25 protein-coding genes and 1 other annotated feature are annotated in these 25,993 nt (G+C 41.1%); of the genes, 9 read left to right on the forward strand and 16 right to left on the reverse strand.

Annotated features, from left to right (window positions below):
• Window positions 1-21: 21 nt before the first annotated feature.
• From ACNO7B_RS13635 to ACNO7B_RS13650, 4 genes are all read left to right on the forward strand, one after another.
• A complete protein-coding gene (locus ACNO7B_RS13635) occupies window positions 22-1,293 on the forward strand; it encodes an NAD(P)/FAD-dependent oxidoreductase (protein ID WP_366967989.1) in 1,272 nt (423 codons plus the stop codon).
• Window positions 1,290-1,487, forward strand: a complete 198-nt coding sequence (locus ACNO7B_RS13640) for a hypothetical protein (protein ID WP_065460913.1) — start codon at window positions 1,290-1,292, stop codon at window positions 1,485-1,487. Before ACNO7B_RS13635 ends, ACNO7B_RS13640 begins: the two co-directional genes overlap by 4 nt.
• Before the next feature lie 140 nt (window positions 1,488-1,627).
• Window positions 1,628-3,160 carry a glycine betaine transporter OpuD gene (gene opuD / locus ACNO7B_RS13645; protein ID WP_035702077.1) on the forward strand — a complete coding sequence of 511 codons (1,533 nt, stop codon included), beginning with the start codon at window positions 1,628-1,630 and terminating at the stop codon, window positions 3,158-3,160.
• A 133-nt stretch (window positions 3,161-3,293) separates the two neighbouring features.
• A complete protein-coding gene (locus ACNO7B_RS13650; RefSeq protein WP_035702081.1) occupies window positions 3,294-3,818 on the forward strand; it encodes a CbrC family protein in 525 nt (174 codons plus the stop codon).
• A gap of 31 nt (window positions 3,819-3,849) precedes the next feature.
• Here the strand turns inward: ACNO7B_RS13650 and ACNO7B_RS13655 are convergent, their stop codons facing one another.
• The 7 genes from ACNO7B_RS13655 to ACNO7B_RS13685 form a co-directional block, all read right to left on the reverse strand.
• Complete coding sequence (locus tag ACNO7B_RS13655; protein WP_003217582.1) at window positions 3,850-4,032, reverse strand: sporulation protein Cse60; 183 nt, start codon at window positions 4,030-4,032, stop codon at window positions 3,850-3,852.
• Window positions 4,033-4,133: 101 nt separating this feature from the next.
• Window positions 4,134-4,445, reverse strand: coding sequence for a rhodanese-like domain-containing protein (locus ACNO7B_RS13660; protein WP_017358336.1), 312 nt, complete (start codon window positions 4,443-4,445; stop codon window positions 4,134-4,136).
• 54 nt (window positions 4,446-4,499) lie between these two features.
• A complete protein-coding gene (locus ACNO7B_RS13665; RefSeq protein ID WP_007501858.1) occupies window positions 4,500-5,183 on the reverse strand; it encodes a YesL family protein in 684 nt (227 codons plus the stop codon).
• Window positions 5,184-5,207: 24 nt separating this feature from the next.
• Entirely contained in the window at window positions 5,208-6,497 is a 1,290-nt protein-coding gene (locus ACNO7B_RS13670) for a Gfo/Idh/MocA family protein (protein ID WP_417901619.1), read from the reverse strand.
• Between the two features lie 18 nt (window positions 6,498-6,515).
• Window positions 6,516-7,040, reverse strand: a complete 525-nt coding sequence (locus ACNO7B_RS13675) for a hypothetical protein (RefSeq protein WP_058213929.1) — start codon at window positions 7,038-7,040, stop codon at window positions 6,516-6,518.
• Complete coding sequence (locus tag ACNO7B_RS13680) at window positions 7,037-8,149, reverse strand: glycoside hydrolase family 88 protein (protein ID WP_135226551.1); 1,113 nt, start codon at window positions 8,147-8,149, stop codon at window positions 7,037-7,039. The genes ACNO7B_RS13675 and ACNO7B_RS13680 overlap by 4 nt, the downstream gene beginning before the upstream one ends.
• An 18-nt stretch (window positions 8,150-8,167) precedes the next feature.
• The gene (locus ACNO7B_RS13685; RefSeq protein ID WP_008343019.1) at window positions 8,168-9,133 is read right to left on the reverse strand and encodes an ABC transporter permease; all 966 of its coding nucleotides are present in this window, start codon (window positions 9,131-9,133) and stop codon (window positions 8,168-8,170) included.
• 231 nt (window positions 9,134-9,364) lie between these two features.
• On the opposite strand from ACNO7B_RS13685, the gene ACNO7B_RS13690 reads away from it, so the two are divergent.
• A complete protein-coding gene (locus ACNO7B_RS13690; protein WP_019743703.1) occupies window positions 9,365-11,665 on the forward strand; it encodes a helix-turn-helix domain-containing protein in 2,301 nt (766 codons plus the stop codon).
• A 35-nt stretch (window positions 11,666-11,700) separates the two neighbouring features.
• On the opposite strand, the gene ACNO7B_RS13695 is transcribed toward ACNO7B_RS13690, so the two are convergent.
• Window positions 11,701-12,072, reverse strand: coding sequence for a winged helix-turn-helix transcriptional regulator (locus tag ACNO7B_RS13695; RefSeq protein WP_008343017.1), 372 nt, complete (start codon window positions 12,070-12,072; stop codon window positions 11,701-11,703).
• A 154-nt stretch (window positions 12,073-12,226) separates the two neighbouring features.
• Here ACNO7B_RS13695 and ACNO7B_RS13700 point away from each other — a divergent pair, with 154 nt between their 5' ends.
• Window positions 12,227-13,414, forward strand: coding sequence for an MFS transporter (locus ACNO7B_RS13700; RefSeq protein WP_046527554.1), 1,188 nt, complete (start codon window positions 12,227-12,229; stop codon window positions 13,412-13,414).
• A gap of 13 nt (window positions 13,415-13,427) precedes the next feature.
• Window positions 13,428-14,267: an aldo/keto reductase gene (locus ACNO7B_RS13705; RefSeq protein ID WP_396485151.1), complete on the forward strand. Its 840-nt coding sequence runs from the start codon at window positions 13,428-13,430 to the stop codon at window positions 14,265-14,267.
• Window positions 14,268-14,315: 48 nt separating this feature from the next.
• On the opposite strand, the gene ACNO7B_RS13710 is transcribed toward ACNO7B_RS13705, so the two are convergent.
• The 6 genes from ACNO7B_RS13710 to ACNO7B_RS13735 form a co-directional block, all read right to left on the reverse strand.
• Window positions 14,316-15,815 (reverse strand): extracellular solute-binding protein, encoded by a 1,500-nt coding sequence (locus ACNO7B_RS13710; protein ID WP_148780139.1) that lies wholly within the window; start codon window positions 15,813-15,815, stop codon window positions 14,316-14,318.
• Between the two features lie 25 nt (window positions 15,816-15,840).
• Window positions 15,841-16,701: a carbohydrate ABC transporter permease gene (locus tag ACNO7B_RS13715; RefSeq protein WP_098680761.1), complete on the reverse strand. Its 861-nt coding sequence runs from the start codon at window positions 16,699-16,701 to the stop codon at window positions 15,841-15,843.
• Between the two features lie 218 nt (window positions 16,702-16,919).
• Window positions 16,920-17,672 carry an NAD-dependent epimerase/dehydratase family protein gene (locus ACNO7B_RS13720; protein ID WP_417901620.1) on the reverse strand — a complete coding sequence of 251 codons (753 nt, stop codon included), beginning with the start codon at window positions 17,670-17,672 and terminating at the stop codon, window positions 16,920-16,922.
• A gap of 52 nt (window positions 17,673-17,724) precedes the next feature.
• Window positions 17,725-18,627 (reverse strand): dienelactone hydrolase family protein, encoded by a 903-nt coding sequence (locus ACNO7B_RS13725; RefSeq protein WP_410684968.1) that lies wholly within the window; start codon window positions 18,625-18,627, stop codon window positions 17,725-17,727.
• Between the two features lie 130 nt (window positions 18,628-18,757).
• Window positions 18,758-21,172: a leucine--tRNA ligase gene (gene leuS, locus ACNO7B_RS13730; protein ID WP_417901621.1), complete on the reverse strand. Its 2,415-nt coding sequence runs from the start codon at window positions 21,170-21,172 to the stop codon at window positions 18,758-18,760.
• Window positions 21,173-21,269: 97 nt separating this feature from the next.
• Window positions 21,270-21,491, reverse strand: a binding site (T-box leader).
• 102 nt (window positions 21,492-21,593) lie between these two features.
• Entirely contained in the window at window positions 21,594-21,923 is a 330-nt protein-coding gene (locus ACNO7B_RS13735; protein ID WP_008343006.1) for a DUF4257 domain-containing protein, read from the reverse strand.
• A gap of 425 nt (window positions 21,924-22,348) precedes the next feature.
• On the opposite strand from ACNO7B_RS13735, the gene ACNO7B_RS13740 reads away from it, so the two are divergent.
• Both ACNO7B_RS13740 and ACNO7B_RS13745 read left to right on the forward strand, forming a co-directional pair.
• A complete protein-coding gene (locus tag ACNO7B_RS13740) occupies window positions 22,349-23,152 on the forward strand; it encodes a PAS domain-containing protein (RefSeq protein WP_019743696.1) in 804 nt (267 codons plus the stop codon).
• An 84-nt stretch (window positions 23,153-23,236) separates the two neighbouring features.
• Complete coding sequence (locus ACNO7B_RS13745; RefSeq protein ID WP_410684965.1) at window positions 23,237-23,935, forward strand: hypothetical protein; 699 nt, start codon at window positions 23,237-23,239, stop codon at window positions 23,933-23,935.
• A 59-nt stretch (window positions 23,936-23,994) separates the two neighbouring features.
• On the opposite strand, the gene ACNO7B_RS13750 is transcribed toward ACNO7B_RS13745, so the two are convergent.
• Both ACNO7B_RS13750 and ACNO7B_RS13755 read right to left on the reverse strand, forming a co-directional pair.
• On the reverse strand, window positions 23,995-25,305 hold the full coding sequence (locus ACNO7B_RS13750) for an ABC transporter permease (RefSeq protein ID WP_410684964.1): 1,311 nt from the start codon (window positions 25,303-25,305) through the stop codon (window positions 23,995-23,997).
• The gene (locus ACNO7B_RS13755) at window positions 25,295-25,993 is read right to left on the reverse strand and encodes an ABC transporter ATP-binding protein (protein WP_017367892.1); all 699 of its coding nucleotides are present in this window, start codon (window positions 25,991-25,993) and stop codon (window positions 25,295-25,297) included. The genes ACNO7B_RS13750 and ACNO7B_RS13755 overlap by 11 nt, the downstream gene beginning before the upstream one ends.

Raw genomic sequence — 25,993 nt, forward strand, 5'->3', positions numbered from 1 at the left:
AAGTAGAAAGAGGAATGTAACATGAAACATTATGATGTCATTGTCATTGGCGGTGGACCTTCTGGACTGATGGCCGCGATTGCATCGGCAGAACACGGTGCATCGGTTCTGTTAATTGACAAAGGAAACAAACTTGGCAGAAAGCTCGCCATTTCTGGCGGTGGACGCTGCAATGTGACCAATCGCCTTCCAGTAGAAGAAATTATCAAGCATATTCCCGGAAACGGCCGTTTTCTATATAGTGCATTTTCTGAGTTCAATAACGAGGATATTATTTCGTTCTTTGAAAATCTAGGTATTGAACTAAAAGAAGAAGACCATGGACGTATGTTCCCTGTCTCAAACAAAGCACAATCTGTTGTGGATGCCCTATTGGATAGGCTCCGCGCGCTCAATGTGACCATTCGAACGAATGAAAAGATTAAAACCGTTCTGTATCAAGACGGACAAGCAGCTGGAATTGTTACAAATAATGATGAAAAAATTTCAAGTCATGCCGTTGTCATTGCTGTTGGCGGGAAAAGTGTGCCGCATACAGGCTCTACTGGCGATGGCTATGCATGGGCAGAAGCCGCTGGTCATACCATTACAGAGCTCTTCCCAACAGAAGTACCCGTCACGTCAGACGAGCGTTTTATTAAGGACAAAGTGCTACAAGGTCTGTCATTAAGAAGTGTGGCTGTGAGTGTTTTAAATAAAAAAGGAAAACCCGTCGTCACTCATGTCATGGATATGATCTTTACACACTTTGGCTTATCAGGTCCTGCCGTTCTGAGATGCAGCGGATTTGTTGTGAAGGAACTGAAAAAGCAACCGGCCGTCCGTCTTCAAATTGACTTATACCCAAAGCTCAATGACGAGGAGCTTTTCCAAAAACTTCATCGTGATTTAAAAGATGAACCAAAAAAAGCCATTAAAAATGTCCTGAAATCTTGGATGCAAGAGCGCTATTTATTGTTCCTTTTAGAACGAAATGGCATTGATCCGCAGGAGACATTTTCTGGTCTCGCTAAAGAGAAACTCCGCGCTTTTGCGCATGATTGTAAACATTTCATCGTTCATGCAAATGGGACGCTTTCTTTAGATAAAGCCTTTGTTACAGGAGGCGGCGTTTCTGTCAAAGAAATTGAACCGAAGAAAATGGCATCCAAAAAAATGGCCGGTCTTTATTTCTGCGGAGAAATTTTAGATATTCACGGTTACACAGGCGGTTACAATATTACGTCAGCACTTGTGACAGGCAGGTTAGCTGGCATGAATGCCGCACTAGAAGTAAAGGAGAGATTTCAATGATTAGACGCGCACTTCCGATTGTCCTTGCAGTTGTCATTAGTTTGACAGCCGCTTTCTTTATGAAGCTGTCCATTACCCCGTTAAAAATTACCATTATTTTAGCGTTTACGATTTTCGCTGTTTGTTTAAAAGAATATGTCTACCGTCTGCGCAAAAGAATTGAAGAAAAGTCATCTTCACACATCGATGGTTGATAAATGGAAGCAAAACATGTTACGGTAAAATAGAGGTCGAGTGAGAAACTCGCCTCTTTTTGTTTGAAAATAGTTGAGACAGGGGATATTAAATTAAATCCTCTGCTTAAACGTGTAGAACAACAGGAGAGTGAGATGGTGTGAAAAACGTATCAAGTGTATTTTGGATTGTGATTGCTATCACATTTATTGCCGTTCTATGGGGAGCCCTTTCTCCAGATACGCTGCAAAATGTGACAGATCAAATTCAAACATACATTACAAATGACTTTGGCTGGTATTATTTATTAGTCGTATCGCTGCTAGTCGGCTTTTGTCTATTCTTTATCTTTAGCCCTATCGGAAAAATTACGTTAGGAAAGCCAGGTGAAGAGCCTGAATTTGGTCTTTTTTCTTGGTTCGCCATGCTATTTAGTGCTGGAATGGGCATTGGGCTTGTTTTTTACGGAGCCGCTGAACCGATCAGCCACTTTGCCATTCAATCCCCAACAGGCGAGACGGAAAATGCACAAGCCTTCCGTGATTCCCTTCGTTATACCTTTTTCCACTGGGGACTTCATGCATGGGCCATTTATGCAATTGTCGCCCTTTGCATTGCATACTTTAAATTTAGAAAAGATGCACCTGGATTAATCAGTTCCACCTTATACCCAGTATTCGGAAACAGAATTCATGGATGGATTGGAAAAACCATTGATTGCATCGCAGTATTTGCAACGGTGGTCGGTGTAGCCACTAGTTTAGGACTAGGTGCCGCACAAATTAATGGCGGATTAAACTATTTATTTGGTATTCCAAATAACTTCCTAACTCAGCTCATCATTATTGCAATCGTCACGGTCCTGTTCCTTCTCTCTGCTTGGAGCGGTATTGGTAAAGGGATTAAATATTTAAGTAATTCAAATATGATCTTTGCTGCTTTGCTTATGATCTTTTTACTCATTGTTGGACCAACTGTGTATATTTTAAATTCATTTACTGATTCAATCGGTCAATACTTATCAAATATTGTACAAATGAGCTTTAGATTATCACCAAATGATCCTGAAAAGAGAGAATGGATTAATGGATGGACCATCTTCTATTGGGCATGGTGGATCTCTTGGTCGCCATTTGTCGGTATTTTTATTGCAAGGGTTTCACGCGGGAGAACCATTCGAGAATTTTTAATTGGTGTCTTAGTGGCTCCTTCCATCCTCGTGTTCCTTTGGTTCTCAATCTTTGGCGTATCTGCAATGGACTTACAACAGAACAATATCGTCGATGTTGCAAACATGTCTACTGAAACGATGCTGTTTGGTGTTTTAAATGAATACCCACTCGCCATGATTACATCCATTCTGGCACTGATTTTAATTGCGGTATTCTTTATCACATCAGCAGACTCAGCTACATTCGTTCTCGGAATGCAGACAACCTATGGATCATTAAATCCAGCGAATAGTGTAAAGATCAGCTGGGGTATTATCCAGTCAGCAGTAGCGGCAGTGCTCTTATTTTCAGGCGGTCTTCAGGCCTTGCAAAACACAGCCAAACTTGCTGCTTTACCGTTCTCTGTTGTCATCATTTTAATGATTGTATCCCTGTACAAATCATTAAATGAAGAACGAAGAGCAATTAAACAAGCAAATAAGTACAATAAACCAAGAAGTCCAAGAGTAAAAAAAGCATAATCATCACAAGAGAAAAGTCGTTCCTCATCCGAACGGCTTTTTTTCTCGTTGAAATAATTGAAGATTGTCATGACATGGCGTATTCCGATAAAATAGTGTTGAATCATCACTTTTCTACATAATGGAGGTTTATATGACGTTACCTACGTTCAAGTACAACCCAGACCCAGTTTCATTACATGTGATTAAAAAAGAGCAGACGATATGCCCCGTTTGTGAGAAAGAACGAGATTATGTATATCATGGTCCTTTTTATTCTGTTGAAGACGTTTCTGGCATTTGTCCTTGGTGCATTAAAGATGGATCAGCTGCTCAAACATATAATGGAATGTTTCAAGACGATGTGAGTTGTGATGACGTCGATCATGAAGAATATATAGATGAACTGATCTTCAGAACGCCGGGTTACCGAGGATGGCAGCAGGAATATTGGTTAAGCCATTGCGGGGATTTTTGCGCGATTGTGCAGAATGTTGGATGGAAAGAGATTGAGCATTTAGAAGAAGAACTCTCAGAGGATATTGAAGAGATTTGCAGCGGTGGACATTTCACAAAAGAGAACCTGAAACAATGGCTCGTGAACGGAGGAGACTTGCAAGGCTACCTCTTTCAATGCGTTCACTGCAAAAAGCATCGTTTACATATTGACGCTAGTTGATCATGGCAAAAGGACCCTTCAGCAGGTCCTTTTATTTTTTATATAAAATGAGCGCTGAAAAACAGTAGAGCTGCTCTCCTCCTTGCTCACAGATCACCGCCACATTGTATTTGATGTCAATAATTTGGTCGTCGTCCATTCCTTTTAAAAAAAGATTGATTTCGCTTTGCAAATCTTTCTCGTGTTCTTCATCAAATACAGCTACCTTCAGCACATATGCCACTCTCCCTTCTCTTGCTACTCTATTTTTATGCAAATAGAGACGGACATATGAACAAAAAAAGCCTTCCATCTTGTCGATGAAAGGACTTCTTTTTACAGCTTCGGTTTTGTTTCTCCTGTCCATGCAAGCATGCCGCCAACGACATTGGTTGCTTGATAGCCTTGGTCTTCTAAGAAATAGCAGACATTCTCACTGCGTTTACCAGAACGGCAAATAATATAATACTCTTGCGTCTTATCAAACGCATCTAGCTTCTCAGGAATATCGCCCATTCGAATATGGACTGCCTCTGGAATCATGCCTTCTGCTACCTCTTCATCCTCACGCACATCGACGAGTTGAATGGCTTCTTCTTGCTCTAGCTTTTGCTTTAATTCTTCTATTGAAATTTCTTTTACTGACACGACTCTCATCTCTCCTTTTATTCACGGTGACACCATTATAGCAAATCATACACATCACTGCGTATTCACCCGCTTGGATTGAAGGAAAGACGGGAATCGTTTCTTCACATCAACTGCCGGCTGCTCGCTTTCAAACTCTATCTTTTTAAACACTTGATAGGCTAGCCACATGTGGCCATATGCGAGAATGCTGATGCTAAAAAACGGCACGATCCCTGGCAAATAAGCAAATAGGATAAAGAGAACAGCCGAGAAAACGAGCATAGAGAGCGTATATTGCAAATACGAGATCCCAAGTAGAAGGGAAAATTTCAAATAAAGACGCTTTTTCCAATCATAATGAGCCAGCAGCGGAAAGATATAAAACAAGCTGACAATAAACAGAAAACCAAAGATATAGATCGCAAAGCGAAGCACGTGTAAAAACCAGCTCGTTGGATAAATATAAGCAAGGTCTACATAAATAATTGTCCCGATGATGACCAGCACCACTCCAATGACATTAGAGCGTACAAATTCTTCGCGGTATACTTTCCAAAAGGTTTGAAAGACGCTGACTTGCTCATGCCCTTGTATCCACTTTCTCATCACAGAAAATAACGCTGTTGTTGCAGGCATGAAGCCAAAGATTCCAAGCCCAAGTAAAGTGAACAAAAGCCATAACAAATTCGTATAGGCAAGTCTCATCACCCACTCACACATGCGCAACATTCTGCTCATTGATCCATCATGATCCATCTCTCTTCCCTCCTCTCTTTCTCGTTACACCGTCTCTTTTTGAAACAATTCTTCTATTTCAATCGGACGTTTTTCTGCAACTGAGCGCCACATGCCTTCGCCAAGTGCAATGGAATAAGCACCCGCCTCTGCTCCTGCCGAAATGTCATAAGGAATGAGCGGATCTTTTCTTAAAAATAAATCTGCTAATAATAGCGGATCTCCGCCTCCATGACCACCTGATTGCTTCACAACTTCAATCGTTTCTTTTCCACCAAACATCGGGTAGTATGCAATTGTCTGTTCAGGGAATTGAAAAGGGATTCTCGATGGCACATGAAACTCATTTGTTTCAATCCGTCCCTTCGTCCCGTTAATCGCAAGCCGGTAGCCTTCATATGGCGCTGAAAATTGAATCGAGTAACTTAACAAAGCCCCCTGATCATAAGCCACTGACGCCACATATGTATCCTCAATATCAATTTCTTGATCAAAAATACAGGCATCTGGGCGATAATTCGAGTATTGCTTTGACTGCTGCTCACCTGATTCAATATGGTCATCCTCCACCTTTGTGCGCTCTACCCGCGGATTCCACCTTGCTTCATAATGACAGGTATCTCTTACATGACAGGTTCCACAATATCGATTCTCTTCACCCTGCAAAGGATTCCAAGGACTTTCATCCCCATAATAATTCAGTGCGCCATAGGCAAATACTTGCTTCGGCTTTTGATCAATCCACCAGTTGACCAAGTCAAAGTGATGGGTCGATTTATGAATAGACAGACCGCCTGAATATTGACGCGAGCGGTTCCACCTTTTAAAATAACTGGCTCCGTGATACGTATCAATGAGCCAGCTTAACTCAACAGACGTGACCCTGCCAATCTTTCCATCTAAAATGAGCTCTTTTATCTTTCGATGGAATGGATTGTAGCGATAATTAAAGGTGACGGTGACCTTCCCTTTGCTTTCTGCCTCTTTTTCCATCACCCGTTTGGCGTCTTTTGCTGTTGTGACCATCGGCTTTTCCGTTATGACATCCAGATCATGATCCAGTGCCTGCAGGATATATGTGACATGTGTATCATCTCGCCCCGCCACAATGACGATATCTGGTCTTGCTTCCTTCACCATCTGACCAAATGCATCCTCATGAAAAAATGAGACGCCCCTTAGTGATGGAAAACGCTCCTGACAAAGTGTATACCGCTTCTCATCTACATCTAGGAGCCCTGTAATCCTGTAATGCTCGTTAAAATCCTCGGTGAGCGGTTTGATAAACATATTGAAAGCGCGGTGACTGAGCCCGCAAACGGCGACCCTTTTCACATTCCCCCACCCCTTTTTCTATTGGTTTTCACGAAGCTGCTTCATGAGAGACAGTGCCTCTTTAGATTTCTCCGCATACACAGGAATGAAGGCGACCATATCTCGATGTAATCGAAAGGTATAGCCATTTAGCTGCTTTGTTCCTTTCTTGATTTGGACCGCATAATTGACTGTATTTCCCGTCTTTGCATCTTCTACCGTATATGGTCCTGCCCCTTCGCCATCTACCCGCATCTCTTCAAGCAGCTGAAAGCTTTCAGGGTCATCATATGTTCTAAACATTTCTTCCGGGACAAACATCACGTCCCCCTCTTTTGCAGTTATTTCAACAAGAAGTTTTTCAGGAATTGCAGGGAAGATGTGAACGTCATATGTCTCCTGATTTGGTTGAAAAGCTTTCTCCACTAATTGGTCTTTCATTGCTTTTGACATGTCAGAAAAAATAAGGACATCAATCCCCTCTGTTTTCCCCTGACAGGCGGACAAATAAAAGGCAGCGATGAAGCTTAAGAGCCATGCCGCAGCCCTTTGATGCCGCCTCATACCTTTTGAAACACAGACAGCTTTTCTAGTTCAGTTAACGCCATAATAAAAGCGCCTGCTCCATGCAAATCATTCGTGCTCCGCTCTCTGCCAACGTAATAGTCATAAAATCCCGCAGATGTTCCAATACAAATATCGTTCACTGTAAAATCGCCGTTGTCTTTTTCCTCCGTTTTATACTGAATCAATCCTTGATACGCTTTGACCACGTGATCAACATATCGAAGACTGACATATCCTTCATTCATGGCTTTTGCCATCGCATATATGAATAGACATGACCCTGAGCTTTCAAGCCAGTTGTCGCTATGACTTCCTTTATCAATGATTTGATGCCATAGACCCGTTTCGTCGTCCTGATATTTTGCCACACTTTCCAGCATATCTGTCAGTGTGTCCTTCCACACTTTTCGTCCTTCATGTCCTTCTGGTAAATCTTCGATCATATCGGCTAACGCAAGGACATACCAGCCAAAGGATCTTGCCCAAAATTCTGGGGAACAGCCCGTCTGTTGATCAGCCCATGGCATCACTTTCCGTTCATCCCATGCGTGATAGTAAAGGCCCGTTTTTTCATCTTTGGTATGCTTTCTCATGAGATGCTCTTGATGGATGACCATGTCCACCAGCTCCGATTCTCCTGTCAACTGGGCATACTTTAAAGCAAAAGGCCCACCCATATAAAGACCATCTAGCCACATTTGATAGGCATAATTGTCTTTATGCCAAAATCCGCCCTCAGACGTGCGATTCAGCGTCAGGTAAAGCCCCCGAAGCTTTTCTGCTGCCTTCACATACCGCTTCTCTCCCGTTCTTTCAATCAGCGGGAATAAAATGAGCCCTGCTTGAATGGCATCAAGCTCGTCTCTTCGGAATAACAGATTCCCATGGTCATCAATGAGTGAGTCTGCATAATTTTTCACATAATCAAAGTACGCCTCGTTTTCTGTTGCTTCGTAAAGCTTCATCACTCCGCAAAGGAAAACCCCTTGATGATAGTGCCACCTTCCAGCTGGCGGAAGTTCAATCGGTGTATACGCTTTCATTATTGTTTGTGCTAATTTCTCTGCATGCTCAAGCGGTGATCCCTTTTCAATCGATAAAGTCATTGGTCTTCATCTCCCCTTTTAATAAATCCCTTCTTCTCCAAACTTCTTCGCTAAACGGTTTGCCATCATGACCAAAATAAGTCCAACGGCTGCTTTAAATAAACCAACAGCGGTACTATAGCTGAATTGTCCTTGCTTCAGACCAGCTGTATACACATACGTATCAAAAATCTCTGCGACTTCCCTGTTGGTCGCATTGAGTAATAAATAGACATGTTCAAATCCAAGCTCTAATGTATCACCGATTTTTAAAATGAGCAGTACAACAATGACACTTTTAATCGCAGGAAGGGTGATGTGCCACATTTGTCTAAGTCTACCGGCTCCATCCATTTTTGCTGCTTCATATAGCTGCGGATCCACTGCTGTAATCGCCGCAAGATAAATAATGGTTGACCAACCCGCTTCTCTCCAGATTACCTGCAAAATGTACATGGGTCTAAACCATTCTTGACTAAGAAGGAAGTTAATCTTTTCTCCTCCGAAGAAAGCAATCAATTCATTGATTAACCCGCCATCTACCGTTAACAAAACAAAAGATAAGGACACGACAATCACCCATGACATGAAGTGAGGAATATAAATCATTGTCTGAACAAATTTCTTAAACAGTGCCAATCTGACCTCGTTTAAAAGAAGGGCTAATAAGATCGGAATCGGAAAGAAAATCACGACATTCATGGCAAATAAAATGAGCGTATTTTTTAATAAGATGAAAAATGTTGGTTCTGTAAATAAGCGAATAAAGTGTTTGAAGCCAACCCACTCACTGCCAAGAATTCCGAGAAACGGCTGGTAATCTTGAAAAGCAATGATCAGCCCCCACATAGGGACATATTTAAAGACAAGAAAATAAAGGAGCCCTGGCAAAATCATTAAATACAGAAATTTTTGACTAAGTAATTGATTAAGTAAGCGCTTTCTCTTTTCTTTTTTCAAAGCTGCCGCAGGCACACCCTTGGCAGTGACATCCTGTGTTTTCACAGATAAAGCCTCCCCTCATGCTGATGCATGTGTTAACTGTATCTTAAGGATGAAAAATCTGTCTACAATCATATCATCAGATCATATTTACTCAGGGGAAGCTACTCAAAACGTTACATAAAACATAAGAAAATGATCCTAATCTCAGAAAATGATTATTGACAAACCTACCAGATTTTTGGATTAATAAACTAAGGGGAAAAGATTGTTTCGTTTGAAATGGGGGGTTTTATGAAAAGAAAGCAGTATAAATTTTATTACAAGCTGGTGACGTTTTTTTTCGTGCTTAGTACGATTCCTGTTATTATTGTCGGTATTTTTTCTTATCAGCATTCGCAAAAAACTGCACTCGAAAATATTTCAAATGAAAAGCTGGACAGCGTCAAACAAACGCAATCCAATATTGAGCATATTCTAAAGACAGTAGATCATTCTCTCACTCACTATGTCAGTTCGCCGCCTCTCCTTCAAACACTGGCAGAACCTTTAAATCCAGACCAATTCCAACTTTATAATCAAGTCCAGCAAGAACTGAATTACCTGCAAACCTTCGACACCGATCTCTCCAATATTACACTTGTTAGTAAAATGGAAGATTGGTATATGAACAATTCTGGTCTTTATCATGTCTCAAACGGAGATCAAGAGAAAGCGTTAACCTCTTACCTCAATATTCCGAGTCATTCCAGCTGGGCACTTGAAGAAAATAATCCACTTGTCTCAACAAAAGAAGGAAAGACATCCTTTTGCAAATACAATGTGAATTTAATTAAGCAGCTTCCAATGAACAGTGTCCAAAAAAAGGGGATCGCCGTCGCCAGCATTCCAAGCTGCGTGATTGCTGACAACATGCCTGATTTCTCTCAATCTGATAGTATGTTTGTCATTGATACAAACGGAAAAGTACTGCTACATAATCGAAAAGAACAAATTGGTGACTCGTTAAAAAATCAAGATTTCGTCAAACATGTCCTGTCACTTGAAGAACGATCCGGACAATTTGATATGAAAATCGATGAACTAAACTATCAAATTACGTTTCAAAAATCAGATTATAACGAATGGACATACTTATCCTTTGTCTCCATTCCAGAACTAAAGCAGCAAACGAAATCAATTGGGTGGATCACCTTTATTATTTGCTTTATTTTGTTAGCGCTTTCATTGTTATTTTCATGGTTTGGATCTAGACACTTTTATAAACCGATTCGCTTATTATACGAATCCTTTGCACGTAATGAGTCGTTTTTGCATAAACAGCCTTTCCAAAATGAATTTGAGCTCATCGAATCGAGCATTAAACAAATGAAAGATCAAAACAATGATCTAGAGGAACGGATTGAGCAGCAAGTGACACACTTACAGCAATACTTTATGGTGCGACTGCTGCTTGGCAAGCTGACGGAAGAAGAGATTCACAACCGATTTCAAAGTCTAGGCTTTCCTCGTGACTGGTCCCATTTGTCCATGCTTGTGACCCAAATCGATACACTAAAAGGAACGCCGTATGAAAAAAAGGATGCAGACTTGCTTTTATTTGCGATAAATGGACTGATTGAGCAGATTATTCCGCTAGAGGAGCACCTTCAGCCGACCGTTGTCAATCAGCATCAAACGACGATTGTTCTCAATCAATCGAAGTCAGAAGAGGAATTTACTGAATATTTAAATCAATTAGCCGAAACAATTCAGCAGCGGATTGAGGAAGAGCTGGGCTTGTCGATCAGCATTGGGATCAGTCGCTCATTTAAAGAGCTCTCTATGGCCAAACATGCTTATATTGAGGGAAAAGAAGCCTTGAAATACAGGCTCAAGGCAGAGAAAAAATCCATTCTTTTATACGAGCATATTCAGCAAGGAAAGACGTTTAAGACTCACTTCCCAAAACAGCTGCAGCATGATTTATTTGATGCCATTAAAGCAGGCGATCAAGGCAAGGCAGATCACTATTTACATGTGCTTCTGCAATCCATTTTTTCTAAAAATGCTGGACCACATGAGTACCAGATTGCTCTCGCTCGTTTTTTAAACAATCTCATCGAGCTGATGCATTTGCTAGGCATTGAATTGTTTGAAGTCGAAGATAATAAAATGCTCTATGATACGATCTTTGAGTTTAAAACGTTTGAAGATACAGAAGCGTGGCTGAAACATGAGATCATTCGACCCATCATTGATCAGCTCGGCGCGCGTGAAGACTCTCAATATAAAAATATCTCAGAGAAAATCATTCATATCATTCATCAAGAATTTGACTCAGATCTGACCTTGGACGAAATCGCTACACGCCTGCACTATAATCCAAATTATTTAAGTAGTATTTTTAGAAAAGAAATGGATATCTCCTTTAGTGAATATCTCTCGTCTTACAGACATCATGTCGCCAAAAACTGGTTGGTGGAGACGGATATGTCGGTGAAAGAAATTTCGGAAAAGCTAAAATACAAAAATCCGCAAAATTTCATCCGCTCCTTCAAAAAGCTGGAAGGCACGACACCTGGGAAATACCGTGATCAGAAAAAAGGCACATAAAGCAAAGTCCCGCTCTCACAAGAAGCGGGACTTTTTTATTTAAACTGTTCATTTAGGATACTGTCTTCCAGCACTGAAAGCGGCTCGCCATACACTCGTTCAATATGGGCTGCCCCCCAATCACATAACGCATTCAAAATTCGCTCAAGTGACTGTCCATATTCACTTAATTCATATTCCACTTTGGGCGGCACTTGTTCATATACAATGCGGTTAATCACACCATCATTTTCAAGCTCTCTCAGCTGCTGTGTGAGCATTTTTTGCGTGATATTTGGCATGAGGCGCTTCAGTTCACTCGTCCGCTTTTTCCCATGTGTTAAATGACATAAGATGACACACTTCCATTTCCCACCGATCACTTCAAGCGTTGCCTCCACAGAGATATTATATTTCTTCTTTTCCAACGTCGCTTCACTCCTTTTGATGCTGTACAGGCACTTTTTAGTACCTATATTACAAAAAAGTACGTACTTTTTTTTCTGTCATCTATGTTAGATAATAACTCTTGCCGATCGGCTTCGTCTATTAAAATGTCATGAAAGAAGGATGTGAATCACGATGCAAAACAAACAAAATCACTTTGCCCTTCTCGCACTAGCGATTAGTGCATTTGCTATAGGTACAACTGAATTTATCTCTGTAGGTCTTCTGCCGATGATATCAGAGGACTTTGGCGTGAGTGTCAGTCAGGCCGGCTGGACCGTTTCTTTATATGCGCTCGGTGTTACTTTTGGCGCACCAATTCTAACCTCACTTACGTCAACGATGAAAAAAAAGACATTGCTTTTGCTCATTATGCTCGTCTTTTTGATCGGAAATACACTCGCCACGATTGCCCCGACTTTTTCTGTAATCTTAATCGGACGAGTGATTTCAGCCCTATCACATGGCGTATTTATGTCGATTGGCTCAACCATTGCCGCAAGCCTTGTGGTGAAAGAAAAGCGGGCAAGCGCTATTGCCTTTATGTTCACTGGTTTAACGGTCGCTACTGTGACCGGTGTGCCATTCGGTACGTTTCTTGGTCATGAGCTCGGCTGGCGGACGTCATTTGGTGTAATTGTCATGATTGGCCTAATCGCACTAATTTCTAACTATTTCCTTGTTCCGTCTCAATTGAAACAGGGCGTGAAAACAACGTTTAAGGATCAAGCAGCCTTATTAAAGACGAAAAGAATGTTGCTTTTATTTGTCATTACTGCTACAGGGTATGGAGGAACTTTTGTCGTCTTCACCTATTTATCCCCTCTCTTGCAGCATGTGACAGGTCTTGCGCCTGGAACAGTTGCCTTGATCCTGCTGTTATACGGGATGACCATCGCCGCTGGGAATGTCATTGGCGGAAAAGCAGCGAATAAACAGCCAATGAAAGCACTCATTTATATGTTTATCATTCAAAGTCTCATCTTGTTTATCCTTAGCTTTACTGCTGGATTTATGACACTCGGGATTGGAACTGTGATGCTGATGGGACTGTTTGCTTTCATGAATGTACCCGGTCTTCAAGTTGCCGTCGTTGATTTTGCAGAAAGGTATACACCTGGAGCTGTCGATGTTGCTTCCGCTCTGAATATCGCTGCCTTTAATGCAGGTATCGCCATTGGTTCATTTTTAGGCGGCATCGTGACAGATACCCTTGGGCTTGTGCATACCGGCTGGGTTGGCGGCATCATGGTGCTCATGGCTGCCTTACTCACAATGGTGAGTCATCAAATCGAACAAAAAGAATACAAACAAACCATGTAAAGGAGTCTTTCATATGAACAATTTACAAAGTACAAAAACATTAAACAACGGGGTCCGCATGCCAGGATTTGGTCTTGGGGTCTTTCAGGTTGAAGAGGGAACGGAATTAATTGAAGCTGTTAAAACAGCCATTCAATTAGGATATCGCAGTATTGATACAGCTTCTATTTACGGCAATGAAGAAGGTGTTGGACGAGGCATACAACTTGGTCTAGCAGAAACAGGCCTTCGCCGCGAAGATATCTTTGTGACATCCAAAGTGTGGAATGCCGATTTAGGATATGAAGCGACACTAAAAGCATACGAAGACAGCCTGAAAAAACTTCAGCTTGATTACCTTGATCTGTATTTAATTCACTGGCCAGTTGAAGGGAAATACAAGGAAGCATGGCGCGCACTTGAAACGCTGTACCGTGAAGGAAAAGTCAGAGCCATCGGTGTGAGTAACTTCCAGCCGCATCATCTAGATGAATTATTGAAAGATGCGGACATCATTCCAGCGATTAATCAAGTCGAGTTTCATCCAAAACTCACGCAGGAAACGCTGTTTACGTATTTGAAAACACATGGCATCCAAATGGAAGCCTGGTCACCACTTATGCAGGGAGAGCTGCTGCACCACCCGCTGATCACGGAGCTTGCGGGCACATACAGCAAAACACCTGCTCAAATTATTTTGCGCTGGGATGTGCAAAAAGGCGTCATTACGATTCCTAAATCAACGAAAGCCCATCGTTTAAAAGAAAATGCCGATATTTTCGATTTTGTCCTATCTGATGAGGATATGAAGCGCCTGTCTGCCTTAAATGAAAATAAACGAATTGGTCCTGATCCAGACAACTTCGACTTTTAGTGAAAACACCCCCGCTTGCTTTTTACTAAGCGGGGGTCTTCATGTTCATCATTTTGATTTTTTAAAGGAAGCTTCATATTCTTCTATGATTTTATTTCCACCATTTGATTTCCACTTCTCTACATCTTTCTTAAATTGTTCTTCGTTGATATCACCAAGAATGAACTTATAGGTCGCATCATCGATGATTTTCTTCAATTCATTTCCTCGCTCTGATGCTGTTTCTGAATACAGGCTTTCAGCAGGGTTAGCGACAATGATGTTTTTATTGTCTTCTTCTAGCTCTTCATATTTTGTACGAACTGCATCGCCTTTATTTTTCAAGTAACGTTTATCAATCCCTACGAGGCTGACAAGTGGCTGTACATCTGTCTGCCAGCTTTTCACTTGGCTTTCTTCCCTCACAAATGTATTTCCATCTTGTTTGTTATAATGCTTTCCATCAATCCCGTATGTCATGAGACCATACACGTCTTCTTCTGCAATGCGGTCAAAGAAAGCCAAAATTCTCTTTAACTCTGCTTCTGATTTGACGCTTGTTTTAGGGAAAGCGAAGATGCCATTATGGCCGCCTGATGCCCATACACGTTCTTTGCCATCTGGGCCTTTGATTCGGTTGATAATATCCACTTCCATGTTCTTATCTGTTGCATCATCTCTTAAGTTCACTGCATCTACCATATTTCCAACATAGATGCCCGCTTTTCCTTGTGAAAATAATTCTTGCTGCTGCGTTTTGCTTGTGACTGGGAAGTCTTTGTTTATATAGCCGTTGTCACGCAGCTTTTTCATATATTTCATTGTATTCATATACTCATCTGTCATAAAGTCTGGCGTAAATTTGCCGTCTTCTTCTTTCCAATCTGTTGGCATTCCTTCATAAGAACCAAGCGTTTTAAATGCACCGTAAATCAAATCGTTACGGTCTGTAAAACCAATTGTATCGTCCTTGCCATTTTTGTTCGGATCTTTTTCAGTAAATGCCTTGGCTACTTCATAAAGGTCATCTAGCGTTTTTGGTGTATCCAAATTTAAATTTTCAAGCCAATCCTTTCGAATGACAATCCCTTGTCTTGAAAGTGGTCTCTCTCTATAAATGCCATAAAGCTTCCCATCGATAGAGGCATTTTTATTAATCAGTTCGTTCATCTTACTTAAATTTGGATAATCCTTTAAGTATGGACCGATTTCCCAGAACATGCCTGATCTGAACGCATTGATAGCAGATGAATTCTTAATGTCTTGAATCGTCACAATTTGCGGGAGGTTCCCTGCGGCAAGTGCTGAATTTAAACGGTCTTCTTTCACCGCATCAGGCACCCACGTAATATCAAGCTCTGTATTTGTAAGCTTCTCAATCTCTTCTAACACTGAATCTTTTGGCGGCTGCTGATGATACAAAATCGCCATCCATGTCAGTTTCACCTTTTTGTCTAAATCAACCTTTTCATCTGATGAGCTTGCTCCTTTACTTGAACAAGCTGACAGAATACCGCTTGCGGCAAATAACAAAACAAAGGCAATCAGCCATAATTTCTTTCTCCCCATAAGATCCCTCCGTTATTCCATCTTTTTAACCCTTTACAGAACCTAGTAATGCCCCTTTGTTGAAATGCTTTTGAATAAATGGATAGACAAGCAGAACGGGAATGGTCGCCACGACGATGACCGCCATTTTAATGGTTTGGTCTGGCGGCGGTGTTGATGAGCCCATATCTGACATATCTCCTTGCATACCGCTTGATACAATGACGATTTGTCTTAACAGGACCTGAATCGGCCATTTCACTGAATCGTTTAAATATAAAATGGCTGTCATGTACGTATTCCAATACGTCACGGCATAAAAAAGTGAAATCGTCGCAATAGCTGGCAAAGAAAGTGGCAACACGATTTTAAAGAAGATCCCTAAGTCGTTACAGCCGTCCATCTTCGCTGATTCTTCAAGGCTTGCCGGAATGTTTTGAAAGAAATTTTTCAAAATGATCAAATTGAATGCATTGATGGCCACTGGCAGAATGAGTGACCAGTAAGTATCAAGCAGCCCTAGTGTTTTCACGACGATAAACGTCGGAATCATCCCTCCGCTAAACAGCATCGTGAAGACAACGAGAAACATGAGGGTTCTCCTGCCCTTTAGCTCCTGACGAGACAGCCCATACGCCATAAGTGAGGACAAAAACATGCTGACCGCTGTTCCAACGAGTGTCACAAGAATGGATACAATCAGGCTGCGATACACAATATCTGTAGAAAAGATATAGCGATAGGCCTCTAGAGAAAACGTCGTTGGAAACAAAATAAACTTCTTTGAGATGACCTCTTCTACTGTCGCAAAAGAGGCGGCAATGACATGGATGAACGGGAGCACACATATTAATGCGAACATGAGTAGAAAAGAGTAATTAAATACATTGAACAATCGGCCTTTAATAGAACGATCTATGTTCATCACGCCCTTTCTTTGTAAGCGTTATCATTTCGTCTGAACATATGCTGCAGCCTTTGACGATATCGTGATTAAAATGTAACAAACGTGGGAAGAAAGCGTCTATAATCATCATGACAGACCACAGAGATGATCATGCCATTCGTGCTTTTAGCCTCATCAATGAAAAGAAAAAGATCATCAGCTAATGTCATGATTATGCCCTATGCCTGATCGTTTTCTTTCAGAATTTCTGCCGTATTGACATCTGGCCTGTAGCCTAACTCCTGCTTCGTTTTCTCAGTAGACCAAGGTTTTCCTTCGTTTTCTGATACAGCATAATAAGTCCCGAATGGAACGTCCGTTTCGATGGCAGCCTTGATCATGCCGAAAAGGTCTTCATGTGAAAGAAGCGTTCGTTTCGTTCTTTTTTTGGTGTGCAATCCTTCCATCTCATCTGTCACGACGGTTCCAATTCTCAAATTGATGACAGACATACCTGTTTGATCGTGAAACAAACGCCCAAGCTGTTCGGAAGCAAATTTTAAAATGCCATACACATTTTTCGTTGCTGGTACATCATCAGTCGTAATTTCTCGCCCTAGTAAGGAGTGACCATCTTTTTCATATCGATCTGTCACATGATTACTGCTTGCAAAAATGACTTTTGGAATGCTTAACCTTGCCGCTGAACGAAACATATTATATGTGCTTATCCAAAACACCTCATTCATTTTTGCAAACTCTTTTTCATTCATCACATCATGCGTCATGTCTATGTTTAAAAGATGAATGATCACATCTGTATCTCTTGGAATGGCTTGAAACAACTCCTCTTCATTTGCCGCATTTGCAAAAATGATTTCTTCTACACATCTTGTTTGATCAATGATGGTCACGTCATACTCCGAAGAGAGCTCTTTAGTTAATAAACGTCCGATGACACCACATCCGCCAATCATGGTGATTTTTTTCATCTGTTTCCTCCTTCATCTTCTATCGGAGTAGTATGTCCATGCCGTCTATTGATTACAGCCACTTTTTCAAAAAACGTGTAGCCTCGTGGCGCATAGCAGCCGTTTCAAAATGACCTGCATGTAAACCTACAAGCTGATAACGTTCCTTTAAGGAAGCAGCTTGATAGGTTTGACTTAATGTCTGTTGAATTCGTCCAACACCTTCAGCAGGTGTAAGCTGATCATGCTTTCCAACTAAGCTTAAATGCGGTCTTGGGAAAATCATTTCTTGGATGTCAGCTGCTGTAAAGTGCTTAGCTAAGCTCGGTACATAATAGTAAAAACCGTGTCTATCTAAATGATTTGTTTCAATCAATGTGTGATGATCAACCTGTGCGCAAAGATCCACACACACACTGACCCTCTCATCAAGTGCTGCCGTCCACCATGAAAGAAGGCCGCCCATTGACATCCCAAAAACAGCTAAACGCTCTGGGAGCACATCAGAGCGGGACAGCAAATAATCAATTGCACACATGCTCTCATACAGCATCATGCCCCACATCACTTTTCCTGTTAACAGCATTTCTTTGAAAATTTCACTTTCTGTTCTTCCCCTTCTTTCACCAAATCCCGCATGATCAATCGCCAACACACTATAGCCTTTTGAAGTGAATTCTTTTGCGTATGAAGGCGCTTGCAAATAATGAGCCCCCTTCAATAACTCTTCTTTCCCATCCACATAATTCCCACCATGAGAATGCTGGAACAAGACAACAGGCCTTTTTTTCACTGTATCTTTCGGCTTCACAAAATAAGCCGGAACTTCCTCCACCCCATGAATAGAGAGAATGAGTGTTTCTAATAAGTACGATTCACGTTCCTCAATCTTTAACGTATACGCCTCCACACGATGGCGCTCTGGCATTTCCCCTAATAAACTGAGCAGTTGTTCACGTTTGCTTTCCTTTTCCATTGACGTCACTCCTCATTTTCTTGATCAACTTGTTAAATACGAGATTGATGGAGGAATCACCTTGTTTTCGACAAAATTATGTCCCGGGAAATAAACAACACCCATCGGCTGATACCGATGGGTGCGTTCATTAGTTCGCGACAATATTGACAAGTTTTCCAGGAACCGCAATCACTTTACGGATCGTTTTCCCTTCAAGCTGTTCTTTTATCCGTGCATCATTTTTCGCAAGCTCTTCTAGCTGCTCTTTTGTTGCATCAGCAGGAACCGTTAATTTTGCTTTCACTTTTCCATTTAGCTGTACGACAATTTCCACTTCATCATCGACAAGTTTTGACTCATCATATTGCGGCCATGCTTCATAAGAAATAGACCCTTCATGACCAAGTTTGTTCCAAAGCTCTTCCGCTACATGCGGTGCAATTGGAGAAAGAAGTTTCACAAAGCCTTCTGCATATTCTTTCGGCAGTGTGTCAGCCTTGTATGCATCGTTGATGAACACCATTAATTGTGAAATCCCAGTATTGAAACGTAAGCCTTCATAATGATCCGTTACCTTCATGACGGTTTCATGGTAGCTGCGCTCTAATGCGCCGCCAGATTGCTCTGTCACTTTATCACTGATGGAGCCATCTTCATTTGTAAACAGACGCCATACACGATCTAGGAAACGACGAGCACCATCAAGACCTGTTTCAGACCAAGCAATCGACGCATCTAAAGGTCCCATGAACATTTCATACAGTCTTAATGTATCTGCACCATGAGATTCTACGATATCATCTGGATTGACAACATTCCCTTTTGATTTACTCATTTTTTCATTATTTTCACCAAGAATCATTCCTTGGTTGAACAATTTCATGAACGGTTCTTTTGTTGGAACAACACCAATATCATACAAGAATTTATGCCAGAATCGTGCATATAGCAGATGAAGCACAGCATGTTCTGCTCCACCAATATACACATCAACCGGAAGCCATTTCTTTAGCTTTTCAGGAGATGCAAGCTCTTCTGAGTTATGTGGATCAATATAACGCAAGAAATACCAGCAGCTGCCTGCCCATTGCGGCATTGTATTCGTTTCACGGCGGCCTTTCTTACCTGTTACAGGATCTACAACCTCAACCCAGTCTTTAATATTTGCTAAAGGTGATTCACCTGTTCCGCTTGGCTTAATCTCAGTCGTCTTAGGCAAAATCAGTGGAAGCTCTTCCTCTGAAACAGCTGAAGATGTTCCGTCCTCCCAATGAATAATTGGAATTGGCTCTCCCCAGTAACGCTGACGGCTGAACAGCCAGTCTCTTAAACGATAAGTGACTTTCTTTTCACCTTTTTGATGTTCTTCTAGCCATGCAATCGCTTTTTCAATTGCTTCTTCTTTCCCTAAGCCGTTTAAGAAATCAGAGTTGATGTGCTTTCCATCACCTGTGTAGGCTTCTTTGTCAATGTCTCCGCCTTCAACAACCTCTTTGATTGGAAGATCGAATGTTTTGGCGAATTCATAATCACGCTCATCATGAGCAGGAACTGCCATGATCGCTCCAGTGCCATATGTGGCTAACACATAATCTGCAATCCAAATCGGCATCTTTTCCCCATTCAATGGATTGATGGCATAAGCACCTGTGAAAATGCCCGTTTTCGTTTTAGCAAGATCTGTCCGCTCTAAGTCACTCTTAGATTGAATTTCTTTGATATATGATTCAACTGCTTCTTTTTGAGCAGCTGTTGTAATTTTTTCAACTAGTGCATGCTCTGGTGCAAGAACGGCATATGTTGCACCAAATAGTGTATCAGGACGTGTTGTAAATACCGTAAACTGTTCGTCATGTCCTTCTACTTCGAAGTGAACATGTGCACCTTCAGAACGTCCAATCCAGTTGCGCTGCATATCTTTGATGCTTTCAGGCCAATCAATGTCTTCTAAATCTTCTAACAGCCTGTCCGCATATGCTGTAATTTTTAGCATCCATTGCTTCATTGGACGTCTTTCAACAGGATGCCCTCCGCGCTCACTTTTCCCATCAATGACTTCTTCATTTGCAAGGACTGTACCGAGTGCTGGGCACCAGTTTACAGGTACTTCATCAATATACGCCAATCCTTTTTCGTACAATTTCAAGAAAATCCACTGTGTCCATTTATAATAATTCGGATCTGTCGTGTTAATTTCTCGATCCCAATCATACGAGAAGCCTAATGATTGAATTTGACGGCGGAAATTATTAATGTTCTCTTCTGTAAATGCAGCTGGATCATTTCCTGTATCCAGCGCATATTGTTCCGCTGGAAGACCAAATGCGTCCCATCCCATTGGATGAAGAACATCGTATCCTTGCATACGTTTCATACGTGATAAAATATCCGTTGCTGTGTATCCTTCAGGATGCCCTACATGAAGCCCTGCTCCTGATGGATAAGGAAACATATCTAGCGCATAAAACTTTGGTTTATCTTCCGAGTCAGATGTGGCGAATGTTTTATGTGTCAGCCAATAATCCTGCCACTTCTTTTCAATTTCCCGATGCTGAAAACTCAATGTGAAAACCTCCTTTAATATGTACGGCTTTATCTGCTCAGATGACCACTGCAAGAATTCAGATTTTTCTAAAATCAACAAAAAACCCTCATCCCTGGAAAGGGACGAGAGATTTTTTGGTTCCCGCGGTACCACCCTTGTTAGCGTCATGAACTGTTCATACGCTCACTTAATATCTTTAACGCAGACATGCGACAGAAGCTTTAACGCAACTGCAACTCTGAGGCGAGTTCAGAAGCAGATTTGATTGACTTTCACCAGCCGTCAATTCTCTAAAGACAAATACTGCTTTCCTACTACTCCTCTTCACTGTTCTTATCGTAACCGTCATCTAAGTAGTATTTTATAGAATTATGATCATAAGTGCAAGCAGGTTTGTATACAATGGGAATGTACCCTAGACTAGGGTAAAGTGAGGATATTATTCGTGTGGAGATCGGTTATGACGGTTGGAGCCTGCATCCTGTGAACGTTCTTCTCTCACAAAATCGAAGCTTCGCAGAACTGCTTCTCCTCCGTAACCTGAAATAATGGATAAGATGATCAAGTGCAGACTAGATTCGGGATTTGAGGATAAGACAAGCAGTGTAGCAGCAATCATCCCAACGAGCCAATCTTCAATAAACCCTAGATAAATAAACTTCTTTGTCATTCTGGGCTTCTCTAGCCTGCCTTTTTTCTTTACGTGACCGAGAATGCCCATGACCCCTCCAATGGCGCAAGCAATAATGACTTGTTGCAGCATTTTCATCACCTTCCTAAAGCCCTTAGAATAGTAAAGCGACTTCAGGCTGTCCAGCCCCCTGTAATGCCATTCTGCTGTTCCGTCATAATCCATGTAAAAGGTCTATTCTCTCTAACGAAGAAAAAAAGCTTGTTTCTTCCATTATATGTGAATGACCCAAAAACAATCTTGATGCATTGGAATCATTTTCACCTAATCCATATTAACTATTTTTGTCATTTTATGAATTATTCCCAAATGATTCCTTCTTTTTCTAATGAAAAGTCTCCTTACTTACTCTATTCTAATGGTGGACAAACTATGATGACAAATTTAACAAAACGATTGCAATCATTGAAACAGAACATATGTTATGTTACGTTTAAAAAGAATTCATTTGGTTTTAAAAAAACCATCTTAAATGTCTGATAGTAGCAGCAAAGGAGGGTAATATGGTCAGCTCGAACATCTTCGGCTTGCAAAAACAGCTTGAACTCATAAAAAAAGCGCTGGATCATGCGCGGATTGGTGTTGTCATTACAGACCCTTCTTTAGAGGATAACCCTATCGTTTATGTGAATCATGGCTTTACACAAATGACTGGATACAAACCAGATGAGATTCTTGGACGTAATTGTCGATTCCTCCAAGGAAAAGACACAAATCAAGAGCAACTTGACTTAATACGTCACGGAATTCAAAACAAAACACCTATTACCACACAGCTCAAAAATTATAAAAAAGACGGTACTTTTTTTTGGAATGAACTCAATATAGATCCTCTATACATTGAACAAGATGACAAAACATTTTTTATTGGCTTTCAAAAGGATATTACAAAACAGAAAGAATATGAACAACTCCTAGAAGATTCCTTACAGGAAGTCACCTCTCTGTCGACGCCAATTGTCCCAATCAAAAATGGTGTTTCCGCTCTTCCACTCATCGGAAAATTATCAGAAGAACGCTTTGATGCCATCGTCGCGAAGTTAACTTGTATATTAGAAGATTCAAAGGATGATTATTTAATTGTCGATCTTTCTGGTTTAATAGATGTCGATGATTCCGTTGCAACGCGAATTTTCAAACTGCATCACCTGCTGAACTTAACTGGAACTGAACTCATCATCACTGGGATCAAACCACAGCTTGCGATGAAAATGAAAGACTTAGATACAGACTTCCAGAGTACGATCACTTATTTAACGGTAAAAGAAGCAATCAAAGGATTGCCATTAGCTGAAAACCCTGTATAAATAGGGTTTTTTTAATTGAACCGCTCCCCAAAATGGAAAAATGAGGTATGATAGGTGTAAATAGCGATTTAGGGGGGCTGCCAGATGATGATGTTACTCATCATAGGTCTTTTATGTATTTGTTTCGCCATAGGATATGCCGTCAATTTCTTATTACTTAAACACCAAAATCAACAAATCTTTTCAAAAAAACTCTTCTATCCTTTTTTGACCATTGGTCTTGTTTTTTCTATTATGTCATTACCGTTTGCCGGCACAGGTGCTCCGAAAGCACAAGCAGATCCATCTTCTGAACAGCTGCTGAAAGAGCAAAAACAATTAGCATCTGACATTTCTCGTCTAAAGGAAGACAAAGAAACGCTGACGGCCTCTTTAGAAGACGTGACCAAAGAAAAAGAAAAGCTAACCAAGAAATTAGAAAACATCACCTCCGAAAAGAAGACAGTCAAACAGCAAGAAAAAACCATCCATGAGCTTGAAGAGAAAATAGACAAGCTAACCTCTACAAACGAAACACTCAAAAAAGAACACCAGAAAGTAAACAAAGACACCACGTCATCGGCCCAGCGATCTGCTCCTAAAGATGATGGGTCGAATACTGGCGGTCATGAGTCACAAAAAGAAACAAAAAAAGAATCTGCCGCCTGTAATATTAAAGGAAGTGTCAACGGCATATATCACACACCGAGCAGCAGATACTACTCACGGACAAAAAACGTGACCAAAATGTTCTGCTCCGTAGAAGAAGCTGAGCGTGCAGGGTACCGGGCACCAAAGCAATAGACATCTTTTGACGATAAAAAACCTCCTGTCAGCCCAATATAGGTACAGGAGGTTCTTCTTTAAATTTCTCTTCTTAATGCTGTTAATACATTCGTTTTTGTCGCCTTACGTGCTGGATTGAGTCCAGAAATAATGGCGACTCCTGCACTAATCACTGTTGCTGTGACCACAAGGCTTAGCGGAATATAGGAGAAGGTGATCGAGAATTGATCACTGGATCCCCCTTCAGACATGGAAGACAAAATCGCTGGAATGATTAAATTCACTGCAAAACTAACGATGTACGAGATGATGATCCCGATGATCGATCCAATCACTCCAATATAAGCACTTTCCATGAGGAACATTCGCTTAATAATGGAAGGATTCGCACCAATGGCTTTCATGATTCCAATCTCTTGTGTCCGCTCTGTTACGGCCATTGTCATCGTATTGAAAATGCCGATTGCCGAAATAATGACCGCAATACATCCGACAAAGATGAGTCCAATTTTAAAGACTGTAAAGAACATATCCATTCCTTCAAGCTGATTCGTCACAGAGATGACTTGATAGCCGTCATCTGTCAGCTTATCCGTGAGCGCACCGACATTGTCGAACTTATCAGCATAGACAGACGTCATTTTTTCGACATTTCCTGCATCAGGAGACAGATCCAGTACTTGACTAAATTCTTTTTCATAAGCATTCGGAATAAGAATTCTATGATCCTGCTGCCACTCCAAATTCGGTTTTTTCAACACGCCGACGACACGGAAATCGAACGTCTTTTCTTTCACCACTTCATTTTCTTCATTCAGTTTTGGCACCTTGATTTGAATGACTTTGTTTAAAATTTCCTTCGTATAGCCTTTTGGCTCTTCCGGTGTCTCTTCACCATTTGATGTCTGATTCATTTCTTTTTCATAGTCTTTTCGTTCTTTTTCCGTCCAAAGTTGTTCTGCCATTTGATATCCAACTACAATTTCATTCGCCGATGTTGGGACTTTTCCACGGTCTAGTTCAAGGCCTGCCTCTTTTTCTTCTTTCATATCTGTCAGTACAGCCTGCGTATCACTTGAGCGATTATCGAGCTCGACGTGAACCGATGGAATGATTGACGTTCTTGCAACGACAGATTTCGCATGATCATATTTCTTTAGATCGTCAACCTTGACGTCACCTTTTTCTTTGCCTAACACTTTAATTTCTGTGATGATTTGTTGTTTCATGATTTCATCTTGAGCCGATTTTTGCAGACCAAAACCAACTGACGCTAGAACGATTAAGAAAGAGCATGCCATTGTCGTTGCAAGTATGGTCATAAACACACGCAATCTATTTTTCTTCATATTTCTTCTGATGAATTTGACCTGATCTCTAAATTTCAATGGACTGATCCCCTTTCTTTAATACACCATCATGAAGCTGGAACGTTGTGTCTGCGATTGAAGCGACTTCATCGTCATGTGTAATGATGACAAATGTAATTCCTTTTTCACGATTAAGCTGCTGGATAAAGGCTAGAATTTCGCCTTCAGTTTCTGAATCCAGACTGCCTGTTGGTTCATCTGCTAAAATAATAGACGGATTAAGGATCAAGGCTCTCGCAATACTCACACGCTGCTGCTGTCCACCTGACAGTTCATTAGGATAATGTCCTGCGTGATGTTCAAGACCAACTCGTTTCAGCATTTCCTTTACTTTCACTTTTCGCTCAGACGGCTTCACACCTTTTAAAGTGAGCGGAAGTTCAACGTTCTCATATGTTGTTAAACTCCCGATCAATTGAAAGCTTTGAAAGATAAAGCCAAAATGATCTAACCGAAAGTCTGCCCATTCTTTCTCATTAAAGCCGGTCACATTGGTGCCATCAACGATAATTTGTCCGCTTGTTGGCGTAATATATCCCGATATTAAATTCAGTAAAGTTGATTTCCCCGAACCGCTTCGTCCGACGATACATGCAATTTCGCCTCTTTTAATAGACAAGTCAATGTCTTTGAGTACAGGAATCTCGTTCTCCCTGCCCTTTTTCCCAATTTTAAACACATGATCTAACGATTGAATTTGAATCAT

Origin of the sequence: Bacillus sp. AK25, assembly GCF_048270685.1 — a bacterium.
Lineage (GTDB): Bacteria > Bacillota > Bacilli > Bacillales > Bacillaceae > Bacillus > Bacillus altitudinis.